Here is a 19,719-nt window from a genome sequence, read left to right as displayed (position 1 = left end):
AAACCTGTTGCACAGGTGTTTGCTATACTCATTATTGGGTAACTCGTGCTGTAACTGGGATGGTGAAGTGGAAAGGGGGGAATTCAATGAGTGATTCAATACAAATGGATTAACCTTATAATGGATTTCACTTTTAAAATTGAATTGAGAATGCGTCGAGTTCGATTTAAATCATTCAAAATGAATTGTTTGAACAGGAATCTCGTTGTATTGTAGATAAATCAATTAATTATTATCAAAACAGGTACTATTTTGTTAATCGCTCAGCAGTTACACCATTATCAAGCCTTGAATAAGTGGTTTCAAACTCCACTTGGCTTGTCTGTTGTGCATGAGTTTGCAAATCAATTAGCACCGCTCAATGACTGTTTAACAGGAGAGACCCTTTTGCAATTGGGTAATTGTGGTGACAATCCCTGGATGGATTCGTTACGCTTTAACAGTAAATGGCTGGCTTCTCCATTCGATCTTCAGAAAAAATTCAGCCTTGAATGCTCCTTTAGCCAAATACCGTTAAGTAGAAACAGCCTGGATTGCGTGATCGTACCTCTGGCCCTGGAACCTTTTGATAACAGTTATACTCTGATAGATGAACTCGATCGTGTTTTAAAACCAATGGGCCTTATTGTATTCTTTAGCATAAACCCTTGGAGTTTATGGGGCGCTGCGATGAAATTGGGGTTATTGCAGTGTTATGATAACCGAAAAATAAAAATGCATACGGCCTTTAATCTGAATCGAATTTTTTTACAAAGAGGCTATCGACAATGCTCTCTAAACAATTTTGGCTATATTCCACCGGTTAATAATCAATCCATACTCAAAAAATTGACCTTTGTTGATGAGGTAGGTAAGATGGTCTGGCCGTTCCCATCTGGCTTTTATTGCTATATAGCTCAAAAATATGAATACATTAGCCCTTCATTATTAGCTCAACCGCTGGAACCAATCAGTGTCAAAGAGTATAAATCCCCATTGCAGCCGGCAACGAATTAATTATTAATGTATAATTATTTGAACAATACACTCATCTTTCTGTATACTTCAGTTTGCTTTAAGTAAAGGTTACATTCATGACGAAAAAAACATTGTTTAAAATCACTTTCGCTAATCAAGAAGCAATTTATGAAATATATGCCCGTTCTATTAAAGAAAGCGAAATGTTTGGCTTTCTTGAAGTAGAAGAGTTGGTATTTGGTGAACAAACTGCTTTGGTCGTAGATCCTTCCGAAGAAAAACTAAAAATGGAATTTAATGGTGTCAAGCGTACATTTATTCCCATGCATTCAATCTTTCGAATTGATGAAGTAACGAAACAAGGTACCGCTAAAGTCAAGGACAATCTGGGTTATGGCAATAAAGTCAGTCCATTTCCAGGAACAGGTAAAATAAAAGATTAATTTATTTTTGAGTGACACCAGTCATGTTCTATAACAATTCAGTATCAATATCGAAGGAAACTAAATGACTATCCCTAGTAAAATAAAGGCAGTTTATGAAAAGTCAACCTGTTTATTTACTACCAATGAAGTAGAAGCCGCACTGGATAGAATGGCTATTAAAATTCATGAACAACTACAGGATCAAAATCCAGTCATATTATGTGTCATGATTGGTGGATTAGTCCCCTTAGGCAACTTGCTGCATCGTCTGGACTTCCCATTAGAAGTGGATTATGTGCATGCTACCCGCTACCGCGGAGAGATCACTGGCGGTGAAATTCATTGGAAGGTCAAACCTTCTGTTAATTTGGAAGGTCGAACGGTATTAATAGTCGATGACATTCTGGATGGTGGAGTAACCTTAGCTGCAATTATTGATGAAATTAAAGCGATGGGAGCAAAGCAAGTATACAGTGCTGTCCTAGTCGATAAATACCGCAAGAGAGTGCCCAATGGCCTTCAAAAAGCTGATTTTGTGGGACTCGAGGTTGAAGATCATTACATCTTTGGGTACGGTATGGACTATCATGAATACCTCCGCAATGCCCCTGGAATTTTTGTTGTACATCCTGATCACGAATAAAGTCAGTTATCATTGTTCTGCTTATTGTGCATATCCTCGGATCTTTATCTGTCTTGAATCAGTTAATGATCTCCATAGAATTATGGAGATCGCTCTAATTGTTCGAGATGAGGTTTCTTGGACTTTTTGGTAAATCATTGATTGATTTAAAAAAAATTGTATTGTTCTAATCGTCCAATATATCATACAAACAGGTGAGAAGATGAGGCAGGAGAGTGGTGTTGAGACTCGTCATCACTTACTCGATCTCCATAATCCGTTCTTTTACCTTTATCATAAACACCCCAAAATAATACCCCATTACTGTCAGCATAATATTTCTTCATTGGATGCCTGATTTCCTCAACTTTGATACGAGGTAATTGTGTGGAAAACTGTTCCTCAAAACAGCTTTGCAGAAGTATCAATCGTTCATAATTCCAAACGTTGTTTTCATTGGGTAAATTCTGAATAAACTTGTTCATTCGGTTGCAAAAACCAATAACCATCGCTTTTTGTAAACTGGGGTATTGACTGGTATTTCGTAACCAGCTTGCAATAAAATGGGGGCCTCCAAAATTACATTCGTAATGATCTACTAGCGTAGTCCATAGATTGTTCTTGATAACATAGCTCAGAAAATCATGTACGTTTTTCCCCTCTGGTAATCGAATAGTACCTTGTTGAATAAAAAAGGATATGGCAGCCCACTGCAATCGATGACCATTCTCTCCATGCAAAATACCTGGTAAATATTTTGAACATTCCTTGAAAAGATAGCGGGATAAAAGCAAATTATTAGCATACTCAGAATCCACAAATCCATGAAACCTCGGTACAACATCACCTGTAGATTCCCGTTCCAGGTTAAATCCATTTTCACGCTCCAGCTCCAATAGAGTCAGATGCAATGCCTGATTGAGTTTTCTTTGTTCAGGGCTTAGAGATAAATACCAATCCATAGTAGTTTGTCCCGGATAACTTATCTCAAAAAAATGGATATTATTGTGCTTAAGCTCATTAGGTACATCGGGAACATGTTTTATTTTCGGTTCAATTTTACCTTCCAGAAAGACCCAAAATGGTTCCATTATTTCAGGTGAGCGAAATAAAGTAACAATATCCGTCCAAGTATTCTGAAACTCACCGACTTTATCAATTCGAAAGCTCAGTTTTCCTTGAGAAATGGATATACCCGGTATAGACATCAAGCCTTGGTTCAGATATTGGGTATTATAGTAACGATAGACTGGTCCCAGATCTTTTGACAGCTGCAACAAAACATCAAAAAATGTATAGTGTTCAAATCGCAAAGCAAGTAAACCGGCTAGCTTGATAAATTTTGCCATAGACAGTGCATTAAGTTGTTCACGGTCCCAACACCCGTAACTTTTCTGAGCATATTTATGTATTATTTGGTATGTTTTTATTTTTTTGAGATTGAGAGAAAAGTCTTCTATCAATAATTCCTTAGCCATGCCGGTAGCTATTTTCGAGGCACAAGATTGGATGCAAATATCATCGAATTTGTCCGTGTATATATCCAAAAGATAATCGCATTCTTTACGTGCCTGAGTAACCGATTGATCAAAAAAACGAGATAAAGTAAATCTTTTGAAATTTTCACTGTACAATTGAACTCCACCAATTCGCATGAGCACATACAGATATTCCAAAACAAAAAAATTACCATTAGCCACCATATCAAACCAGACTTCCTTGGGTTTCTTTGCCATTATAAATGAGGGCTTGTTATCGGGAAAAATGTAGGTATTAATATAATGTTTGATTAGTGCCGCATGGAAATAGTCAAGGACCTCAATTCTGCTGTCGGTATTGATAAGAAAATCAAGATGGTTTGAAAAACATTCAAAATTATGGTGTTCTTCCTGGCTCACCATACCACGATTAAATCTATTGCCAACACCATGGATTTGATTACGACATTCTTGATGATTATTTCCGACATAGCTAATACATAATCCTTGGTTTAACAGTACAAACAGTTTCATCACTCCATAATGAGAGCTAAATAAGTGTGAAAGGACTCTGCCATGATAGTGTTCATCCTCTCTTGCACAATGGGCATAATGTTCAAAAAAATCGTTTTTAGCACTCTCCGGGCATGCAAAATGCCCCGGCTTGGACAGCACCATAGTCTTTGTCATTTGATATAAACGAAAAATACAATCCTCATCCGTGCTGCGCTCCAAATCATTAATACCGTTCCAACGCTGTTCATCACATTTATTTGCAAAAGTTTCTATCGCAAAGCAAGAGGGGATTTCTGCATTATAATAGTTCTCTGCTCTAGCCAGTTCACGCACAGCAGGCAAGCTCAGCAGGCATTTTGCAAGGCTGATTTTTCTCTCACTTAGAGCCAACCGTAACAAGCCATTAGGCTGTCTACAACAACTGTCGCCTTCGTCGGGAATCCAATCCCTATGCATGTGTTTTGCAAGAGATTGGATATGCAAAAGCTTTCGCAGATATTCATGTGCTGTAAAAGTGTCCTGCCGAATAAAACGACGTGCAAAAAGCATGGCTAAACCAATTTCCTGTAAGGAAAAACACGCATCAGTATTTGATGAGGCAGGCATTTCCTCAGCATAGCGCCACTTATCCAGTTGAAACTGGATGAATTGGTCCACTTTGATTTGTAGATCTGTTTGTCGGATCTTATCGACTTTAGAAAATACACGAGGATATGCAAGAAAATAGTTAATAACAGTCTGATGTCCTGAAGATAGTGCTCTGACTAAAACATCCAAATCACCAGCTAAAATCATATCCTCAGGCGAGTATTCCTCAAAAAATGACTCGAAATAATGTGTAATTTGCAGTTGGTTGGGGTTCATTAGCCCTAATGAATATAATTTGAATTCTTGCATTGAAATGGTTTTTTTTATCGTTTCAGGCTCCATGTGCCTTGCAAATAACTTCAGTATCTCAAAACAACCTTGAGATGTTGCTACCCGCCACAAGCTCAAACGAGTGTCAGAGTTCATCAGCTTTGTGATCAGCGAAGGGATTAATTCCTCAAAAATCTCAAAGACGCAAACATCATCAGGACTTAGTATTCTGCCTGACAGAATATTTAATATATAAGTGTCAATACGTAGTTTTTCCCTATTATCCAAAGACATATTTTCTATAAAGCATCTAAGCAAGCTGGTTCGCCCCGAGATCATAATGGCTTTGAGCGCAATAATATCAAGTACTTTCATATTGTTTTTTATTGCATCGAGCAAAACCTGATCCGTTTCGTTCCAGTGTCCAAAAAGAACGCATAGAACAGAACAGTATTCCCGCTCTCGTAGTAGTAGCCTTTGGGAAGATTCTTCCAGGGGCTTTTTCAAGCGAAACAATTCTTCCTTACTAATTTGGCTATTAAAAAAATCGGGGCTGGAGAAAATAGACCATGGAATATTTTTAATTAATGGGTGAGCAGAATGTTCTTCTGGCGAGTTCAGTTTTAACATGGGATAATTCGCTTTGCGGTTTAGGGTCTGTTGACAATTCAAGTTCCGACGTCCCGCGACTTGTTCGCGGGATCCAATTCACTCTTTATAGGCGCAATATATTTTTGTTTTGCGCAAGATCTATCGATTCCGGGAACAAGTCGTGGAAAGTAGGCTTGAACATAATGAAATGTAAACAGCCCCTAGTAATAAACAGCAAAGATTAGTATAAAAAATCAATTCATTTAACCGTATAAAATACGGTTAAATGACACATAAATTGCCATGACAATACAAAAAACACAGGCAGTAATCACCACCACCTCATCCCGAACCCGAGCGTAGCGTTGAATCCTTTATACATGTTCGAAATCCAGTCCAGGTCTAAAGTATGGATTCCGCGGTCAAAGCCGCGGAAATTCGAAGCATGGCATTTGCTCACACCAAACCGAATTCCCGCGGCTCTGTCCGCGGGATCCACTGAGATAAGCCGAGGTTCTGATCAAGGGACCGAGAGTAGCGTAGGTGAGGGCTTATAATTCCTGCATCCAATTTCGTATGGACTATACTCTAGAGGAAGGTGTAGCTTATGAATTTTAAAAAACGATCCCGAATATTGACATCCGCTTTATTAATTGGGCTAGTCATGCCACTTTTTGGAGATGATATTCCATCAGTATTTACGGAACAGTCTAACTTGTCTGATGTTCAAGACCCAATTGACAGTAATTGGCTTCCGGATATTGTAGGTTTGCCTGATGAAGCTGAGGTTGACCATCTTACTGATCATGTCGCAGAAGTGATGGAAGAGGAGCAAGATCCGAATTGTAATGCCATTGATTATAATCTCAGATTGATTCTGTTCCAGAATTTTGTTATTTATCAGCATATGGCCAATGCACAGCATCATTATTTTCAAGAAAATATGGCACTTAAATATGCCCACATACTCGCCATGATTCTGAGAGAGAGCAGTGGAGATCCAACCAATGTCACAGACATGAGCGGCCATACAATAACGACGAGCAAGCCAGACACCAATTTGCAACGCTGGAATAATTTATTAAACATATCATCGCAAAATGGGCTTCGATTTAATTATCAAACTAACTTTGGATTAACTCAACTTTCTGTAGACAGATTGTTTGTTGCTTTCAAATTGGCCAATGGACGAAGTCATGTCAAGGATTTTCTCGAAGGGAAATATGGTGATGCAAGCCCCGACCAAGTCACTTTAAATACGGCTATTGCAATCCGCCGGTTGATTTGGTTCTATCAAGATATTGCTCAGGGACGATTCAGTCAAAATGATGAGCCTATAGATCCGACCAATATTTATAAACCTGAATTTACAGAACGATACCAGACTGGTTTAAAAAGGGCGCTTTTATACTGTGGAACACGATTTTTATTTAATGTTGATAACCAATCTGTCTGGACTAATAACAATTTAATTTTTGAAAAAGCAATTGCATCAATTGCTTATTGCAAACTAGGCAATGAACACATCGGATACGGTAAGAATGAAATCGATGAACTGTGTTTTGCCGAATGGGTGACTCTATGTCCAGCCTTAAACATTGATATTGCACTTTTGACACCGCTCAGTTACTTCCAGACCAGGAAAGACAAGCCAGTGTGTATTGATACTTTTAAACGTTTGATAATCCAGGAACCACAAAATGAATAATAGGGAAGTTGGAATACAAGTTGTTCCTACCTCCCTATGTCAAATTGATTAACGTTCCCGCAAGGCGGATTGTTTGGCTTTAATTATGGGTTTAAGTAAGTATTGTAAAACAGATTTTTGACCGGTAAGAATATCAACCGTAGCCATCATGCCTGGAATAATCGGCAAGGGTTTTTGATTCGTTCCCAAGTGATTTTTATACGTGCGAACGCGTATTACATAATAACTTTCATTTTTTTTGTCATTCTCATCAATGATGGTATCTGCACTGATTTGTTCGACTTCACCTTCAAGTCCGCCATAAATTGAAAAATCATAAGCAGTTATTTTAACCATGGCTTTTTGTCCTGGATGGATAAATCCAATATCGGATGGCCGTATTTTAGCCTCGATTAGCAGGGTGTCATCAAGAGGTACGACTTCGATAATATCACTTCCGGGTTGAACCACACCGCCAATAGTAGTTGTTTTAATTTGTTTTATAATCCCATACACAGGTGATCTTACTGTAGTTCGAGTCAAACGATCCTTATCTGCCTTATTTGCTTCAACCAGAGCAGAAAGTTCACCTCTTGCTTTATTTAATTTATCCAGCTCATCGGATTTAAATTTATCAATATTTCCTTTTATTTCATTTACAGTACGATCCAGACGGATTACTTCAACTTCCGAAACTGAACCATTTTTTAATAAGGGACGAGTCATGTCTAATTCTTTTTGGGCCAACTCAAGAGATTTAGTTAATTGCACTAATTCTCTCATTCGTGATTCGTACAGTGATTGCTGGTCTTTAACCAGGTTGGGATAATTCTTTTTCAGCTCTTCCGGAAAATCGGGTTGAGTCTGATTTATTTCCGCGTTAATTCGTATAATTTCTAATTCCAAAGAGTCAATTTTTTTCTCTGCTTCAGCATAACTGGACATAAAACGCGTATTGTCAATTTGCATCAATATTTGATCTTTCTTGACTATTTCACCTTCTTTTACATAGATCTGCTGAACGATTCCACCCTCGAGATTTTGGATCACCTGTATTTCACTAGATGGAATAACTTTCCCTTCTCCAGTAGTCACTTCATCAAGTATTGCATAATTAGCCCATACAATTGCCACTAAAATGAAGAATGCAGAGGTCCATAAAATAATATGGGTAAATGCTCGAGACTTATGAGTTTTACTCATGTTATTGTTTCCTTATCGTCACGCCAGTTTTCAGGGCATTAAGAACCGCTTCTTTTGCTCCATCTGCAATAACTTTACCATTTTCCAAGACGATAATTCTATTGACCAATTCAAGCATGGATAGCTTATGAGTGATTAAAATTAAAGTATGATTCTCAGTCAGATAATCATGCAATCGCTTTTTGATTTGGCGTTCATTGTTATCATCCATGGCAGATGTGGGCTCATCCAAAAGTAAAATATTGGGCTGCATAATCAAGGAGCGGGCAAGTGCAATGGACTGTCTTTGACCGCCGGATAATTCAGCCCCTTTTTCTCCAACCTGCCGGTCAAAGCCTTTTGGGTGATTATTAGTAAATTGCGTCACACCGGCTATTTCGGCCGCATTTAATAGGGCACTGTCGTGTATAAAGGGAGCACCAACACAAATATTATCGCGAATGCTTCCATAAAACAAAACAACATCTTGTGGTACATAGCCAATTTGCTGGCGCAAATCATCGGGATTAATTTGTTTGTAATCAGTGCCATCCAGTAGAATAGTGCCTTCGGTCGGGGTGTATAATTTTAACAACATTTTACCTAGAGTTGATTTTCCTGAACCAACACGACCAATAATCGCAACACGCTCCCCAATTTTAATTTTAAAATTTATATTTTGAAGGACATTCACTTCATCGTCTTTATAATGAAATGACACATGTTTGAACTCGACATCGCCTTTTAGTGCAGGCCTATGAAGAAATCGAGCATCCTCGGTGATGTCAGTCTCTAATTGCATGATGTTATTTAACGATTCCAAAGCGTTGACTGATTGGAAGTAACGAGTGAATAAAGTGGATACTTGTGCCATTGGTGCTAATGCACGACCAGTCAATATAGTACAAGCAATTAAGCCCCCAGTAGTTAATTCATTATTAGAAATCATATAGACACCAGCAATAACAATTGCGATAGTAGCTATTTGGGTTGCAAGATTGGTAATATTGATGCTTGTATTCGATACAATCCTCAAATGCATGGCATTTTTTGATGCCTCATTAACAATTCGTTCCCATCTCGATTGCAGGATAGATTCAGCGCCTGTTGTTTTTACGGTCTCAATAGAAGATAACGACTCGAACAGAGTAGCTTGTTTTTCAGAGGAGTATTGATAGGACTTTCTTGTCAACCGAATCAATGGCCATTGAAGAAGCAAGCCAATAATTAGAATAATGGGTATTACTAGAAAAGGTATCCAGAATAAACTGCCACCAATTAGATAGACCACAAATAAAAAAATACATACGAAAGGAAGATCAACTAAAATCGTCATGGTACTGGACGTTATAAAATCTCGAAACATCTCAAATGATTGAACCGTATTAGCCAATGAACCAACAGAGCGTGGCCTGTTGGACATACTTAAGCCAAGTACTTGTTGAAAAATAACAGCTGATAACTCGAGATCACTGTGTTTATTTGCTACATCAATAAAATAGGAGCGTAAGGTTTTTAAAATCATATCGAAAATAAAAACCACAGCAACACCACTGGCTAAAACCCACATCGTATCGATTGCATGATTGGGCACAACGCGGTCGTATACATTCATGGTGAATAAAGGGATAACTAAAGCGAAAATATTGACGAGCAGGGAGGCAAGCAGTACTTCAGAATAAAGAGGCCAGGATTTAACCATGACGCTCCAAAACCAGTTTTTCGACTGTTTCTTTAACGTTTCTTGGGAACGGTGTGTATGTTTGAATTGTTGTTCCACTAAAATAACTTGCCCACTGAGTTCTGAAGCTACATCTTCAATCTTGATTCGGGTATCAGGTGCTCTGGGATCAAGAATTACTTTTTTACCTTCATCATCAAGAATCAATAAAACAGCGCTACCATCATTTTTAAGTAATATAAGAGGAATGTATTCCTCATCCAGTGCATCCGGCTTCATGGTTTTCAATTCGGCATCAAGAGAAGCCCTGCCAGCAGCCCTGGGAAATAAATCAACTGTGAGCTTGTTATCAACCAAAGGCAAACGTGCTACAAGAGATAGGGGAGAGAATGGATTTTGGTAGTACCTTGTAAGCAGAACAAGACATGCTAAAAGTGTATCGTTTTCAGCAGTCTCACCTAGATCGACATGAGACCATGATTGCCTTCGTGGAGTAGTCATAGTTACCATTTTTTGTTATTTAAAATAAGTATATACAAAAATCAAGTAAATAGTGATGTTTTCAGCTAAACGGTATATTTACGCTTGTTAAAAGGCTTTAATGACTCTGATATCTGCTTATATAATTCAGGTAACCATCTGGGTTGAGCGAATGTAGCAGTTGATGGTTTTTGATGACGCAAATCGTTTGGGGCTATTATGAGTTGAATATTATTTAATCCCACTCGTCGAGCCAGAATAAACAGCTGATCAATCGCCAGATCACCTATTGCGAGGCATCCTACTGATAAATTGCGACCATGGATAAAAATATTATTTCCCAACTCTCTTCGACCATCCTGGTAACCCTTTTCACGATCAAAGCTATTGGGATAATTAATCATCATTGATAAATGCATGCTGCTAAATGGATTAAAATTAACTAATTTATAAACACCTTCGGGAATTTGTTTGTCGTTTTCACGTAATTTTGGTCCTAAACGGCCACTGAACCCTGTTAAGGGATAATCGTGTATGTGTGTCCAATCCTGATTTGGATTTTTGGCCCACAACTCGACCTTGCGCTCAGATTTGAACGCCAGTAACGCGATTTCACGCGGAGGATAACTGACTCCAGCTTTGGAAAAAAATGAAATTAATTGGGGCTCTACTCTCAATCCATATCGTTTTACGGCATGATCTATAGCTTTATCCCAATTCAATTTGGGAGCCATTGAATAGGCGCTTAAAGAAATGAACATAAAAGTTATAAAAAATAAACGTCTCATGTAAGTACTGAATTCGTAAGTTAAAGGCATAGTATCAAATAAAAATCCTAAGAACAATTTGCAAAAATTAATACTCTAGGTGTTGTTGACAATTGCTCTATAACCTCAACGCGACAGGATCTATTCGCGTTATCCAACACATCTATATCCTCAGGGGACAAGACGCGAAAGACTGGCGTTTTCGAATAATTGATCAAGTCAACTGTCAACAGATCCTAATTCGTTTCTACTCTTTTTTTTTGCTGCAATAACATCTGCTTTTTACTCGGAGCAGATAATTGTGTCGTAATAAAATCCGGGCTTATTTCCAAGCGGCCTATGGAAGGTACTAAACCATAATGATTGGGGCATAGATAAATCACAGAACCATCTGCTGCGACTTTATAAAATATATATCTATAGGAGCAATATTCGGGTTTCTGAAGTAAAGCAACCTGCATCACAGGAGTACCTGTCATTCTATTTTCAATAAAATAAGCATTAATCCAGAGATTCGAGATAAGCAGAATACTTCCAATAACAATTAATGATTTAATAAAAGTACTAACATATCGGAACAAAGCGCTATCACTGCTTAGATGATCAATCACACGAACCAAGGCTATAAAAAGAATGATTAAATTAGCGGAGTAAATTGCTGCATTCATATAATTGAAATAACTGCCAAGAATTTCGCCGCCAGAACTTTGGAAATGAATGACTAATGCGATAATACTTAGCCATAGTGCAGAAATAACATAATAAATTGCTTTTCTTTTGATTCCAATAATTAAAAGTACTAAAGCAATTAATGGAAAAAGACAGTGGATAACTTTAGCTAAGTTGTACATTAATCCATTTCCTTGTTATATGATCGTTTTGAAAAGTTCTATATTTATATCAGTAATTTAATGTCTTAGCTAGTCCTCTTTTGAAGGGCAAATGATGCTCTGTTCATTTATGTTCTTGCCGATATCGGCAGTTGCCAATCCGCTTGTTCCGTATTAATCAATTGGGTCAGAGTCTCTAATCAGCAGAATGTAGGGCGTCATTGGATAGGAACTGGTTTTAATCATATTCTCCGGTACTACTACGCGTCTTAAGTTAAATTGATTTAATGCTGGAAGAATATAAGGGATGGGATTCATTAATGAAGTTTGTTTGTTGTGATTGGCCTTTTGCTTTTCCTTGTTAGGGATGCTTTGATGAACAGTGCCAATCCATATAGGATGATCAAAGTTATTGATAAAGTAATTGGACTCCCATAAAGTTAATACCAGAATTAGTTTTGATTTGTCATCGTGATAAGTCATCAGCAGGGCTGGGCGTTTATTTTCAAATAGCTGAGCGAGCAAGGGTAATTTTACTCCTTCATTAGATTTGTTCATTCTCAATAATAGTTTTGTAAAGAACGATTCTGTGTGAACTTTCCATCCATTCTGTTCCAAACCAGTAACCAAAGAATCCAGGTTCCCTGAATATTGCAGATTCAACAGACTGATTCTGTGGCCAATTCTATTTAATCTGTATAAGGGTAAAATTGGCTTTAATTGGTTCCACCATATACGCTCAGTCAATGTATATTCTTTATGATAGGGTGCGTGATTATGAACCAGTCTCTTGTAATTCAAATTGGTTGAAAGCGCTGAACACATCAGGATGGTCAACAGAACGGTCACCATTGTTCCCACAGACACTTCTTTTTTCGAGGTGATATAATGTGTTTTTCTATAGCTAATCCAGTGTATTAAACACAGGAATATACCGAGAAAATATGCAGCGATTACGTCGGTAAGCCAATGATCACCTAAATAAAGTGCTGCAAAGCCACTTAATCCAAGAAAAATTAATATCAAGGTTCTGAATGTATTTGTGAGGATAAAATAACTGTTATGGATGTAGAATAAAATAAATCCATAAAATGCTGTCGCAAGAACGAGGTTCTTTACCGGCAATGAAGAACCTTGCATTGTTATTAGTAGACCTTCTGGTCTTGATGTGAAATGGATATGAGACACAATAAAAGTAATCATGACACTAAAAAATAGCACGCTGCTTAAATAAGCTATTATTGTAAAATTACGCTGAACCAATGCCCACAGACAAAATACTAGAAATAATCCTGTTAAGGTGATAGTACTGGTTAATTGAACACAAACAATAGCCAGGGACTCCAGGAGCGAGGTATGTAAACTCTGAGTGAACAAATGTATCGGGGCATTTATGGCACTGAGCCATTGGGTAGTCATACTTAATATGAGTAACAAAAGAAAACCAAGCAACGATATCAGAGTGAATAACAATAAACCAGCAGTGGGGTAATGATCTTTTTCAGCTTCGGGAGTGATGGCACTAAACCAGTTAAATAATTTGGAATGATTTTTTGAATTGAGCCAAAAAGCATGTAAATTATTTTTTAAAAATGAATTAATTTTAAGAAAAGCCGATTTTATAAAAATACTGGCAAACCAAACGCCGGCCAGAATAACTAAAATCAAAATAAATAACCGAGTTGCCCCTTCAGTAGATAATTCATGACCTGCTGTTCCAATCAAGAATCCTGGGATTACATATAAAATAGACCATCCTATTGCGGATATAACATTTGCCAACAAGAATCGCCATTGTTTCATATGCATTATTCCGGCGATAACCGGAATAATGGACCTTAGCGGCCCAACAAAGCGACCAATTAAAACGCTTTTACCACCATGTTTTGAAAAAAATTCTTTGCCATAGGTTAATAAATAGGGATATTTTTTAAAAGGCCAGATTTCGAGGAGTTGATCGCTGTAAAAGTAGCCAATAAAGTAGCTTAGGCTGTCACCGCATACTGCACCTAAAGTTGCCGCAATAAGGGTAAGATCTATACGCATAATTCCGGAGCCGGCAAGTATTCCAATACCAGTCATAGTGACTGAACCCGGAACAATGCTGCCTATAATGGCCAATGATTCAGTCAAGGCGATAATAAAAGTAATGAATAATGACCAATGAGGGTTTGCCTGCAACCAGCTGGTAAGTGGATGAACATAATCAGCAAACAAATTCATAGTATCTCATTGGCAAAATTGATTAAGGAAACTTTGTTCAAAACGCTGACTTACCTCTTCCAGACGAATATCCGGTATAAAATAACTCATTTGCGTCATTTCCATTTTGGCATACCCACAAGGATTAATGCCTGAAAATGGTTTTAAATCCATATCAATGTTTAAAGCAATTCCATGATATGTGCAACCGTTTTTGACTCTTAAGCCAATTGAGGCTATTTTTTTATCTGCTACATAGACGCCAGGCGCGCCACATCGAGTATTGGCCTCAATCGAATAGTGAGCCAATGTGGTGATTAGAACCTGTTCTAATTGACAGACCAGAGTTCTTATTCCCAGATTTCGCCTTCGAATATCCATTAAAACATAAGCAACAAGTTGGCCTGGGCCATGATACGTGACCTGACCGCCACGATCCGATTGTACAATTTTAATCGCATTAGCATTAAGTATGTGTTCTGGCTTGCCCGCCTGTCCCTGGGTATATACTGGATAGTGTTCTAATAACCAGAGTTCATCATTACTGTGTTCATTTCTATTGCTAGTGAACTCTTTCATTCGATGCCATACATCATCGTATTCTTGTATTCCTAAATGGTGAATGTCCATCATAAAACCATTTTCACGTCAGGGTGTTTGGTGAGATCCTGATAAAATGAATCAAGCATCTCCTGATTTATGGCGCATACTGTTACAGTAATAGCCAAATAACTGCTTTTTTCACTTAATTTATGAGTTAAATTATCATGATTAAAATCGGGAAAGTGTTGATTCACTATTATTCTTATTTCTTCAAGAAAAACATCTGAATTAATGCCGATGATTTTAACAGGGAAATCACATGGAAATTCTATAATTGATTTTTTAGTCATAGTTTAATTTATTAATTGCTGAAATGATTCATTTAGTATACGCCAATTATGACCAATATTTCCTTGATTAATTAAGGATTTTTCAAGTTTGGTTATAGGAAACAATTCTTTTGTCGTACTACTAATCCAAAGCTCCTTTGCATCAAATAGTTCAGAAACTTTTATGTTATCTTCAATAAAATTCAAATTTAACTGATTGATTAAGTCTATGGCTACTTGGCGGGTTACTCCCGGTAAGCAGTAGTGAGTTAATTTTGGTGTTTTGATCACGTTATCTTGAGTAACAATAAAAACATTTGAAGTGCTTCCTTCAGTAACCAGTCCATCACGTGCAAGAATTGACGTGTGAAAACCAGATGAAACAGCCTCATCGTTCAGTAAAATATTGGCGAGCAGGGAGGTTGTCTTTATATCGCAGCGATTCCATCGTATGTCCTCTAACAATTTTGCACTGAGCCCTCGTTCTTTTTCCTGCTGCGTTGGATAGGGGGTATGAAGTGTAAAGGCAATAACGGACGGTTTAATTTCAGAGGGGATATCGTGTTTGCGAGCACCTTGATTACCTCGAGTGACCTGAATGTATATTTGTAAATCACCACCATTATTTGCGGTAATAAGATCGTCTATTAATTTAATCCAATCAAAATCAGGCATCTCAATTTTAATTTTTTGTATATTAGAATTGAGACGCTTTATATGTTGTGCTACGAAATACGGTTGGCCATGATAAACGGGCAAAACTTCATATACCCCATCGCCAAATAGAAAACCTCGATCAAAGATTGATATTTTGGCTTCGGAAATTGGGCAGTATTCTCCGTTAACATAAGCGATGTTCATCTTTCGAAAATCCTAAGAACCAAACCATCGTTTGAAGGCCAAGCGAATGGAATCCTTTGTGCGCGTATAAAAACCGCCTGCTTCTACAGTTTGAAGTGCATAAAGAGGACGAGTTGAGATGATATTATTATCAAACTGAACCACTAAATCACCCACTTTATCGCCCTTTTTAACAGGTGCTTGCAGATAGGATGGTATTTTGGTCGAAATAGTCAATCTTTGATATTGACCAGCGGGTATTGTAATAAATTGATCATCAGTCAAACCGACAGTAACCTTGTCTACAGAACCTTTATAGAGAGGAAGTTCTGTTAAAGATTGGCCAGATTTATAGAGTTGATGGGTTTCAAAAAATCTAAATCCATAATTGAGTAACTTTTCACTGTCATCAGCACGGGACGAATCATTGGGTTCACCAAGTACTACCGCCAACAGGCGCATGTTATCCCGTTTTGCAGATGAAACGAGGCAAAATCCAGCTTCGTTAGTATGACCGGTTTTTATTCCATCAACCTGGTTGTCTCTCCATAACAAACGATTTCTATTGGGTTGGCGGATTCCATTGTAAGTAAACCATTTTTGTTTGTACCATCCGTAATATTGAGGAAAATCGGTGATTAATGCACGACCCAGAATTGCCAAATCTTTTGCTGTAGTATAAAGGTTTGGATCGGGAAGGCCGGTACTGTCAGTAAAATGACTGTTTTTCATTCCCAAATTTTGAGCCTGCTGATTCATTATTTCCGTAAATGCACCTTCAGTTCCGCCCAAATGTTCTGCCATCGCGACGCAGGCATCATTCCCTGAATCGACAATTATTCCTTTCAATAATTCCTCGACTGAAACCTGTTGGCCTTCTTTAATGAACATGCGCGAACCACCAATTTTCCATGCTTCACGGCTTACTCGAACGCTGTCATTTAAATGTATCTGTCCATGATGCAGTGCATTAGAGACAACATATAATGTCATCATTTTGGTCAGACTTGCTGGAGGTAAACGTTCTTCACTATTTTTTTCAGCAATTATTTTTCCACTATTCACATCGATAAGAATGTACGCTTTCGCGTTGAGCACCGGAGCTGCAGGTGTGACCATTGGTTTATTTGTTAAGTTAGGGGTGGGCTTCGCCAAATCAGTGGGTAAAGAGTCTTCAGCTGCTGAATTGCTGGATTGGACAAATAATGTAATAAAAAAGAGAGTCGTCAATAAAAAAGACGTGGCTTTAGTCATGTTGTTACCTGATGTAGTTGCAAAATGCCGATATCTTAACACAGCCTTTTGCGCGCCTCCAAATAGCATAATGAAAATATTGATATTATTTTCTGCGAAAGTCTCAAATTCCATTTAATTGATTACAAAACTACGAAAATTCAATAAATTTAGGTATATTACAAGGAAATAAATATTAATAATAAAGAAAAAAAATGCGAAAAATACTTTTAGTTTTAACTGTTTTACTTTCAAGTTGCCAAACGACCAATTCACCAGATTCATCATCGACAAATTCCGTAAAACAAAAAGTAAACAATCCTCGTCAGTATCAGCAAAATTCCGTTTACGATCGATATAAAAACAAAAATAATCGATATACCATAAAACAGGATGGAGCTCCTGAAAAGCAACAAAATGTTAGTTTTAAAGAGCCGGTTCCTGCCAGTGAACCTCTAAGCCGCTATGGCAACCCCTCGGAGTATTACGTAGATGGTAAGGCGTATAAAGTGATGCAAAGTTCTAGCGGATATAAAACACGAGGCGTTGCATCCTGGTACGGTACTAAATTCCACAAACAACGCACTTCAAGTGGTGAACCCTATGATATGTATGTGATGACAGCAGCACATAAAACCTTGCCTTTACCTACTTATGTTAAAGTTAAAAATCTGGACAATGGCCGTGTCGCTGTGGTTAAAGTGAATGATCGTGGACCTTTTCATGCAGATCGAGTCATTGATTTATCTTATGCAGCAGCCTTAAAGCTGGGCGTTTTTCCCAAAGGTACTGCAAATGTCGAAATTGAAACGTTGAAAGGACCTTCTGGTGTTGCGCATTATTATCTACAAGCAGGTGCATTTTCATCGGAAATTCTTGCAAAACGATTAAAAGAAAAATTGGTTCATATTACGCCATCCCCTGTATTTATTGAGCACTACCAACAACATTATGTTGTCCGAGTTGGGCCATTTGGTAATAAAACTATGTCGGATAACCTTAAAAAGATGTTAGCCCAAAATGGTGTAACTGGTTCTTTTTCTGTTCTTATCTAGTCCTTCCGGGATCCGGGGTTTAAAATCCGGATCCTGAGAATTCATAGGGAGGTGCTTCATACAGTTTGAACAAATTAGCGTGTTACAGACTAATAAATCTATTAGCTAAAACTCTCATGAAAAAACTGATTAACGGTATATACTTAATTTTGACATTAAATTAAGTTACGAAATTGAAGAATTAATAGCTAATTCATGGATTAATGGATAAAATTGCAAAAAAGGGATGATTTTCACTATTCAATTTACTTATGAGGCACACTACCAATGCATGATGGCTCTGTATTTTATACAATATTTTTAATATTTGCTGGGGCTGCATTCTTTTCCACACTGGTCCTCTACACCAGACAATCGCTGCTGGTTGCTTATATCCTTTTAGGTGCTGCCTTCGGTCCCTGGGGTTTAAAGTTGGTACCCGATGTGACGACCATTCAACAAATCGGTGATATTGGAATTGTATTCTTGCTGTTTTTACTAGGTCTTCATCTACAGCCACAAAATCTGGTTCACATGTTAAAAAAGGTGACGTGGATCGCGATAGTAAGCTCTGTTCTCTTTGCCGGAATAGCTTACGGAATAGGTCGGTGGTTTGGACTCACTGTTACCGAATCATGGGTTCTTGGAGCATCAATGATGTTTTCAAGTACTATCATAGGCTTAAAATTGCTGCCAACTACTATCTTGCATCATCAACATACTGGTGAAGTCATGATCAGTGTTCTGCTAATGCAGGACGTCATTGCGATTATCATCTTAATCTTGATTAATGGAGCACACCAGGGTGGTGGATTATCATTAGATGACTTGGTGCTGGTCTTGATTGCACTTCCTGCTCTGTGTTTGTTTGCTTTTGCTTTTGAGCGCTATATATTGATTAAATTGCTCGCGCGCTTTGATAGAACACAGGAGTATGTATTTTTACTTTCTATTGGCTGGTGTCTTGGATTGTCATTTTTAGCACAAAAATTAGGACTTTCTGAAGACATAGGCGCATTTGTAGCAGGTGTTGCTCTAGCAGCTAGCCCTATTTCTTTGTTTATTGCAGAAAGCTTAAAACCATTAAGGGATTTTTTCCTGGTGATGTTTTTCTTTACCATTGGCGCCACGTTCAATTTCAGTTATGCCGCACAGGTAGTTATTCCGGCGGTTATTCTTGCAGGACTGATACTAATTGTTAAACCTTTATTATTTTATATTCTGCTATTTAGAGCTGGCGAGAAAAAGCAAGTTGCCAAAGAAGTAGGGTTTCGACTTGGACAGGCCAGTGAGTTTTCATTGCTGGTTGCAAGCATTGCCCTTAGTACGAAACTCATCTCGGATGTTGCTTCCAATCTGATTCAGGCCACAACTATATTAACCTTTATAGTGTCATCGTACCTTGTAGTATTGAAATACCCCACACCGATTGCCCTATCAGATAAAATGCGTAAGGATTAATAT

At 37.9% G+C, this 19,719-nt stretch carries 16 protein-coding genes; 6 read left to right on the top strand and 10 right to left on the bottom strand.

The features are described 5' to 3' along the window. The first annotated feature begins 252 nt into the window (after nucleotides 1–252). The 3 genes from G543_RS0111465 to G543_RS0111455 all read left to right on the top strand — a co-directional run bounded on the left by G543_RS0111465 (nucleotide 253) and on the right by G543_RS0111455 (nucleotide 2,025). Nucleotides 253–996, top strand: a complete 744-nt coding sequence (locus tag G543_RS0111465; RefSeq protein ID WP_028384642.1) for a methyltransferase domain-containing protein — start codon at nucleotides 253–255, stop codon at nucleotides 994–996. A gap of 77 nt (nucleotides 997–1,073) precedes the next feature. Beyond that, nucleotides 1,074–1,400, top strand: coding sequence for a DUF1820 family protein (locus tag G543_RS0111460; protein WP_028384641.1), 327 nt, complete (start codon nucleotides 1,074–1,076; stop codon nucleotides 1,398–1,400). 64 nt (nucleotides 1,401–1,464) lie between these two features. Further along, nucleotides 1,465–2,025, top strand: coding sequence for a hypoxanthine-guanine phosphoribosyltransferase (locus G543_RS0111455; RefSeq protein WP_028384640.1), 561 nt, complete (start codon nucleotides 1,465–1,467; stop codon nucleotides 2,023–2,025). A 182-nt stretch (nucleotides 2,026–2,207) separates the two neighbouring features. On the opposite strand, the gene G543_RS0111450 is transcribed toward G543_RS0111455, so the two are convergent. Continuing rightward, on the bottom strand, nucleotides 2,208–5,486 hold the full coding sequence (locus G543_RS0111450; RefSeq protein WP_028384639.1) for a hypothetical protein: 3,279 nt from the start codon (nucleotides 5,484–5,486) through the stop codon (nucleotides 2,208–2,210). A 568-nt stretch (nucleotides 5,487–6,054) separates the two neighbouring features. On the opposite strand from G543_RS0111450, the gene G543_RS0111445 reads away from it, so the two are divergent. Further along, nucleotides 6,055–7,155, top strand: coding sequence for a hypothetical protein (locus G543_RS0111445; RefSeq protein ID WP_028384638.1), 1,101 nt, complete (start codon nucleotides 6,055–6,057; stop codon nucleotides 7,153–7,155). A gap of 48 nt (nucleotides 7,156–7,203) precedes the next feature. On the opposite strand, the gene G543_RS0111440 is transcribed toward G543_RS0111445, so the two are convergent. The 9 genes from G543_RS0111440 to G543_RS0111400 form a co-directional block, all read right to left on the bottom strand. Continuing rightward, entirely contained in the window at nucleotides 7,204–8,337 is a 1,134-nt protein-coding gene (locus tag G543_RS0111440; protein WP_028384637.1) for an HlyD family type I secretion periplasmic adaptor subunit, read from the bottom strand. 1 nt (nucleotide 8,338) lies between these two features. Beyond that, entirely contained in the window at nucleotides 8,339–10,498 is a 2,160-nt protein-coding gene (locus G543_RS0111435; RefSeq protein WP_028384636.1) for a type I secretion system permease/ATPase, read from the bottom strand. 65 nt (nucleotides 10,499–10,563) lie between these two features. After that, nucleotides 10,564–11,295: a L,D-transpeptidase family protein gene (locus tag G543_RS0111430; RefSeq protein WP_028384635.1), complete on the bottom strand. Its 732-nt coding sequence runs from the start codon at nucleotides 11,293–11,295 to the stop codon at nucleotides 10,564–10,566. Between the two features lie 185 nt (nucleotides 11,296–11,480). Continuing rightward, the gene (locus tag G543_RS0111425; RefSeq protein ID WP_028384634.1) at nucleotides 11,481–12,095 is read right to left on the bottom strand and encodes a hypothetical protein; all 615 of its coding nucleotides are present in this window, start codon (nucleotides 12,093–12,095) and stop codon (nucleotides 11,481–11,483) included. A 153-nt stretch (nucleotides 12,096–12,248) separates the two neighbouring features. After that, entirely contained in the window at nucleotides 12,249–14,297 is a 2,049-nt protein-coding gene (locus tag G543_RS0111420) for a VTT domain-containing protein (RefSeq protein ID WP_028384633.1), read from the bottom strand. Nucleotides 14,298–14,303: 6 nt separating this feature from the next. Beyond that, entirely contained in the window at nucleotides 14,304–14,906 is a 603-nt protein-coding gene (gene lipB / locus G543_RS0111415; protein WP_028384632.1) for a lipoyl(octanoyl) transferase LipB, read from the bottom strand. Then, nucleotides 14,906–15,169, bottom strand: coding sequence for an HP0495 family protein (locus G543_RS0111410; RefSeq protein WP_028384631.1), 264 nt, complete (start codon nucleotides 15,167–15,169; stop codon nucleotides 14,906–14,908). Before G543_RS0111410 ends, lipB begins: the two co-directional genes overlap by 1 nt. 3 nt (nucleotides 15,170–15,172) lie before the next feature. Then, a complete protein-coding gene (locus tag G543_RS0111405) occupies nucleotides 15,173–16,009 on the bottom strand; it encodes a D-amino acid aminotransferase (protein ID WP_028384630.1) in 837 nt (278 codons plus the stop codon). Between the two features lie 12 nt (nucleotides 16,010–16,021). Then, complete coding sequence (locus tag G543_RS0111400; protein WP_028384629.1) at nucleotides 16,022–17,242, bottom strand: D-alanyl-D-alanine carboxypeptidase family protein; 1,221 nt, start codon at nucleotides 17,240–17,242, stop codon at nucleotides 16,022–16,024. 194 nt (nucleotides 17,243–17,436) lie between these two features. On the opposite strand from G543_RS0111400, the gene G543_RS0111395 reads away from it, so the two are divergent. Then, entirely contained in the window at nucleotides 17,437–18,276 is an 840-nt protein-coding gene (locus G543_RS0111395; RefSeq protein WP_028384628.1) for a septal ring lytic transglycosylase RlpA family protein, read from the top strand. Between the two features lie 267 nt (nucleotides 18,277–18,543). Beyond that, entirely contained in the window at nucleotides 18,544–19,716 is a 1,173-nt protein-coding gene (locus G543_RS0111390) for a cation:proton antiporter (RefSeq protein ID WP_028384627.1), read from the top strand. Nucleotides 19,717–19,719 lie beyond the last annotated feature (3 nt).

This window comes from Legionella moravica DSM 19234, from assembly GCF_000423305.1.
Lineage (GTDB): Bacteria > Pseudomonadota > Gammaproteobacteria > Legionellales > Legionellaceae > Legionella > Legionella moravica.
This window is presented reverse-complemented; position numbering and strand designations above follow the sequence as displayed.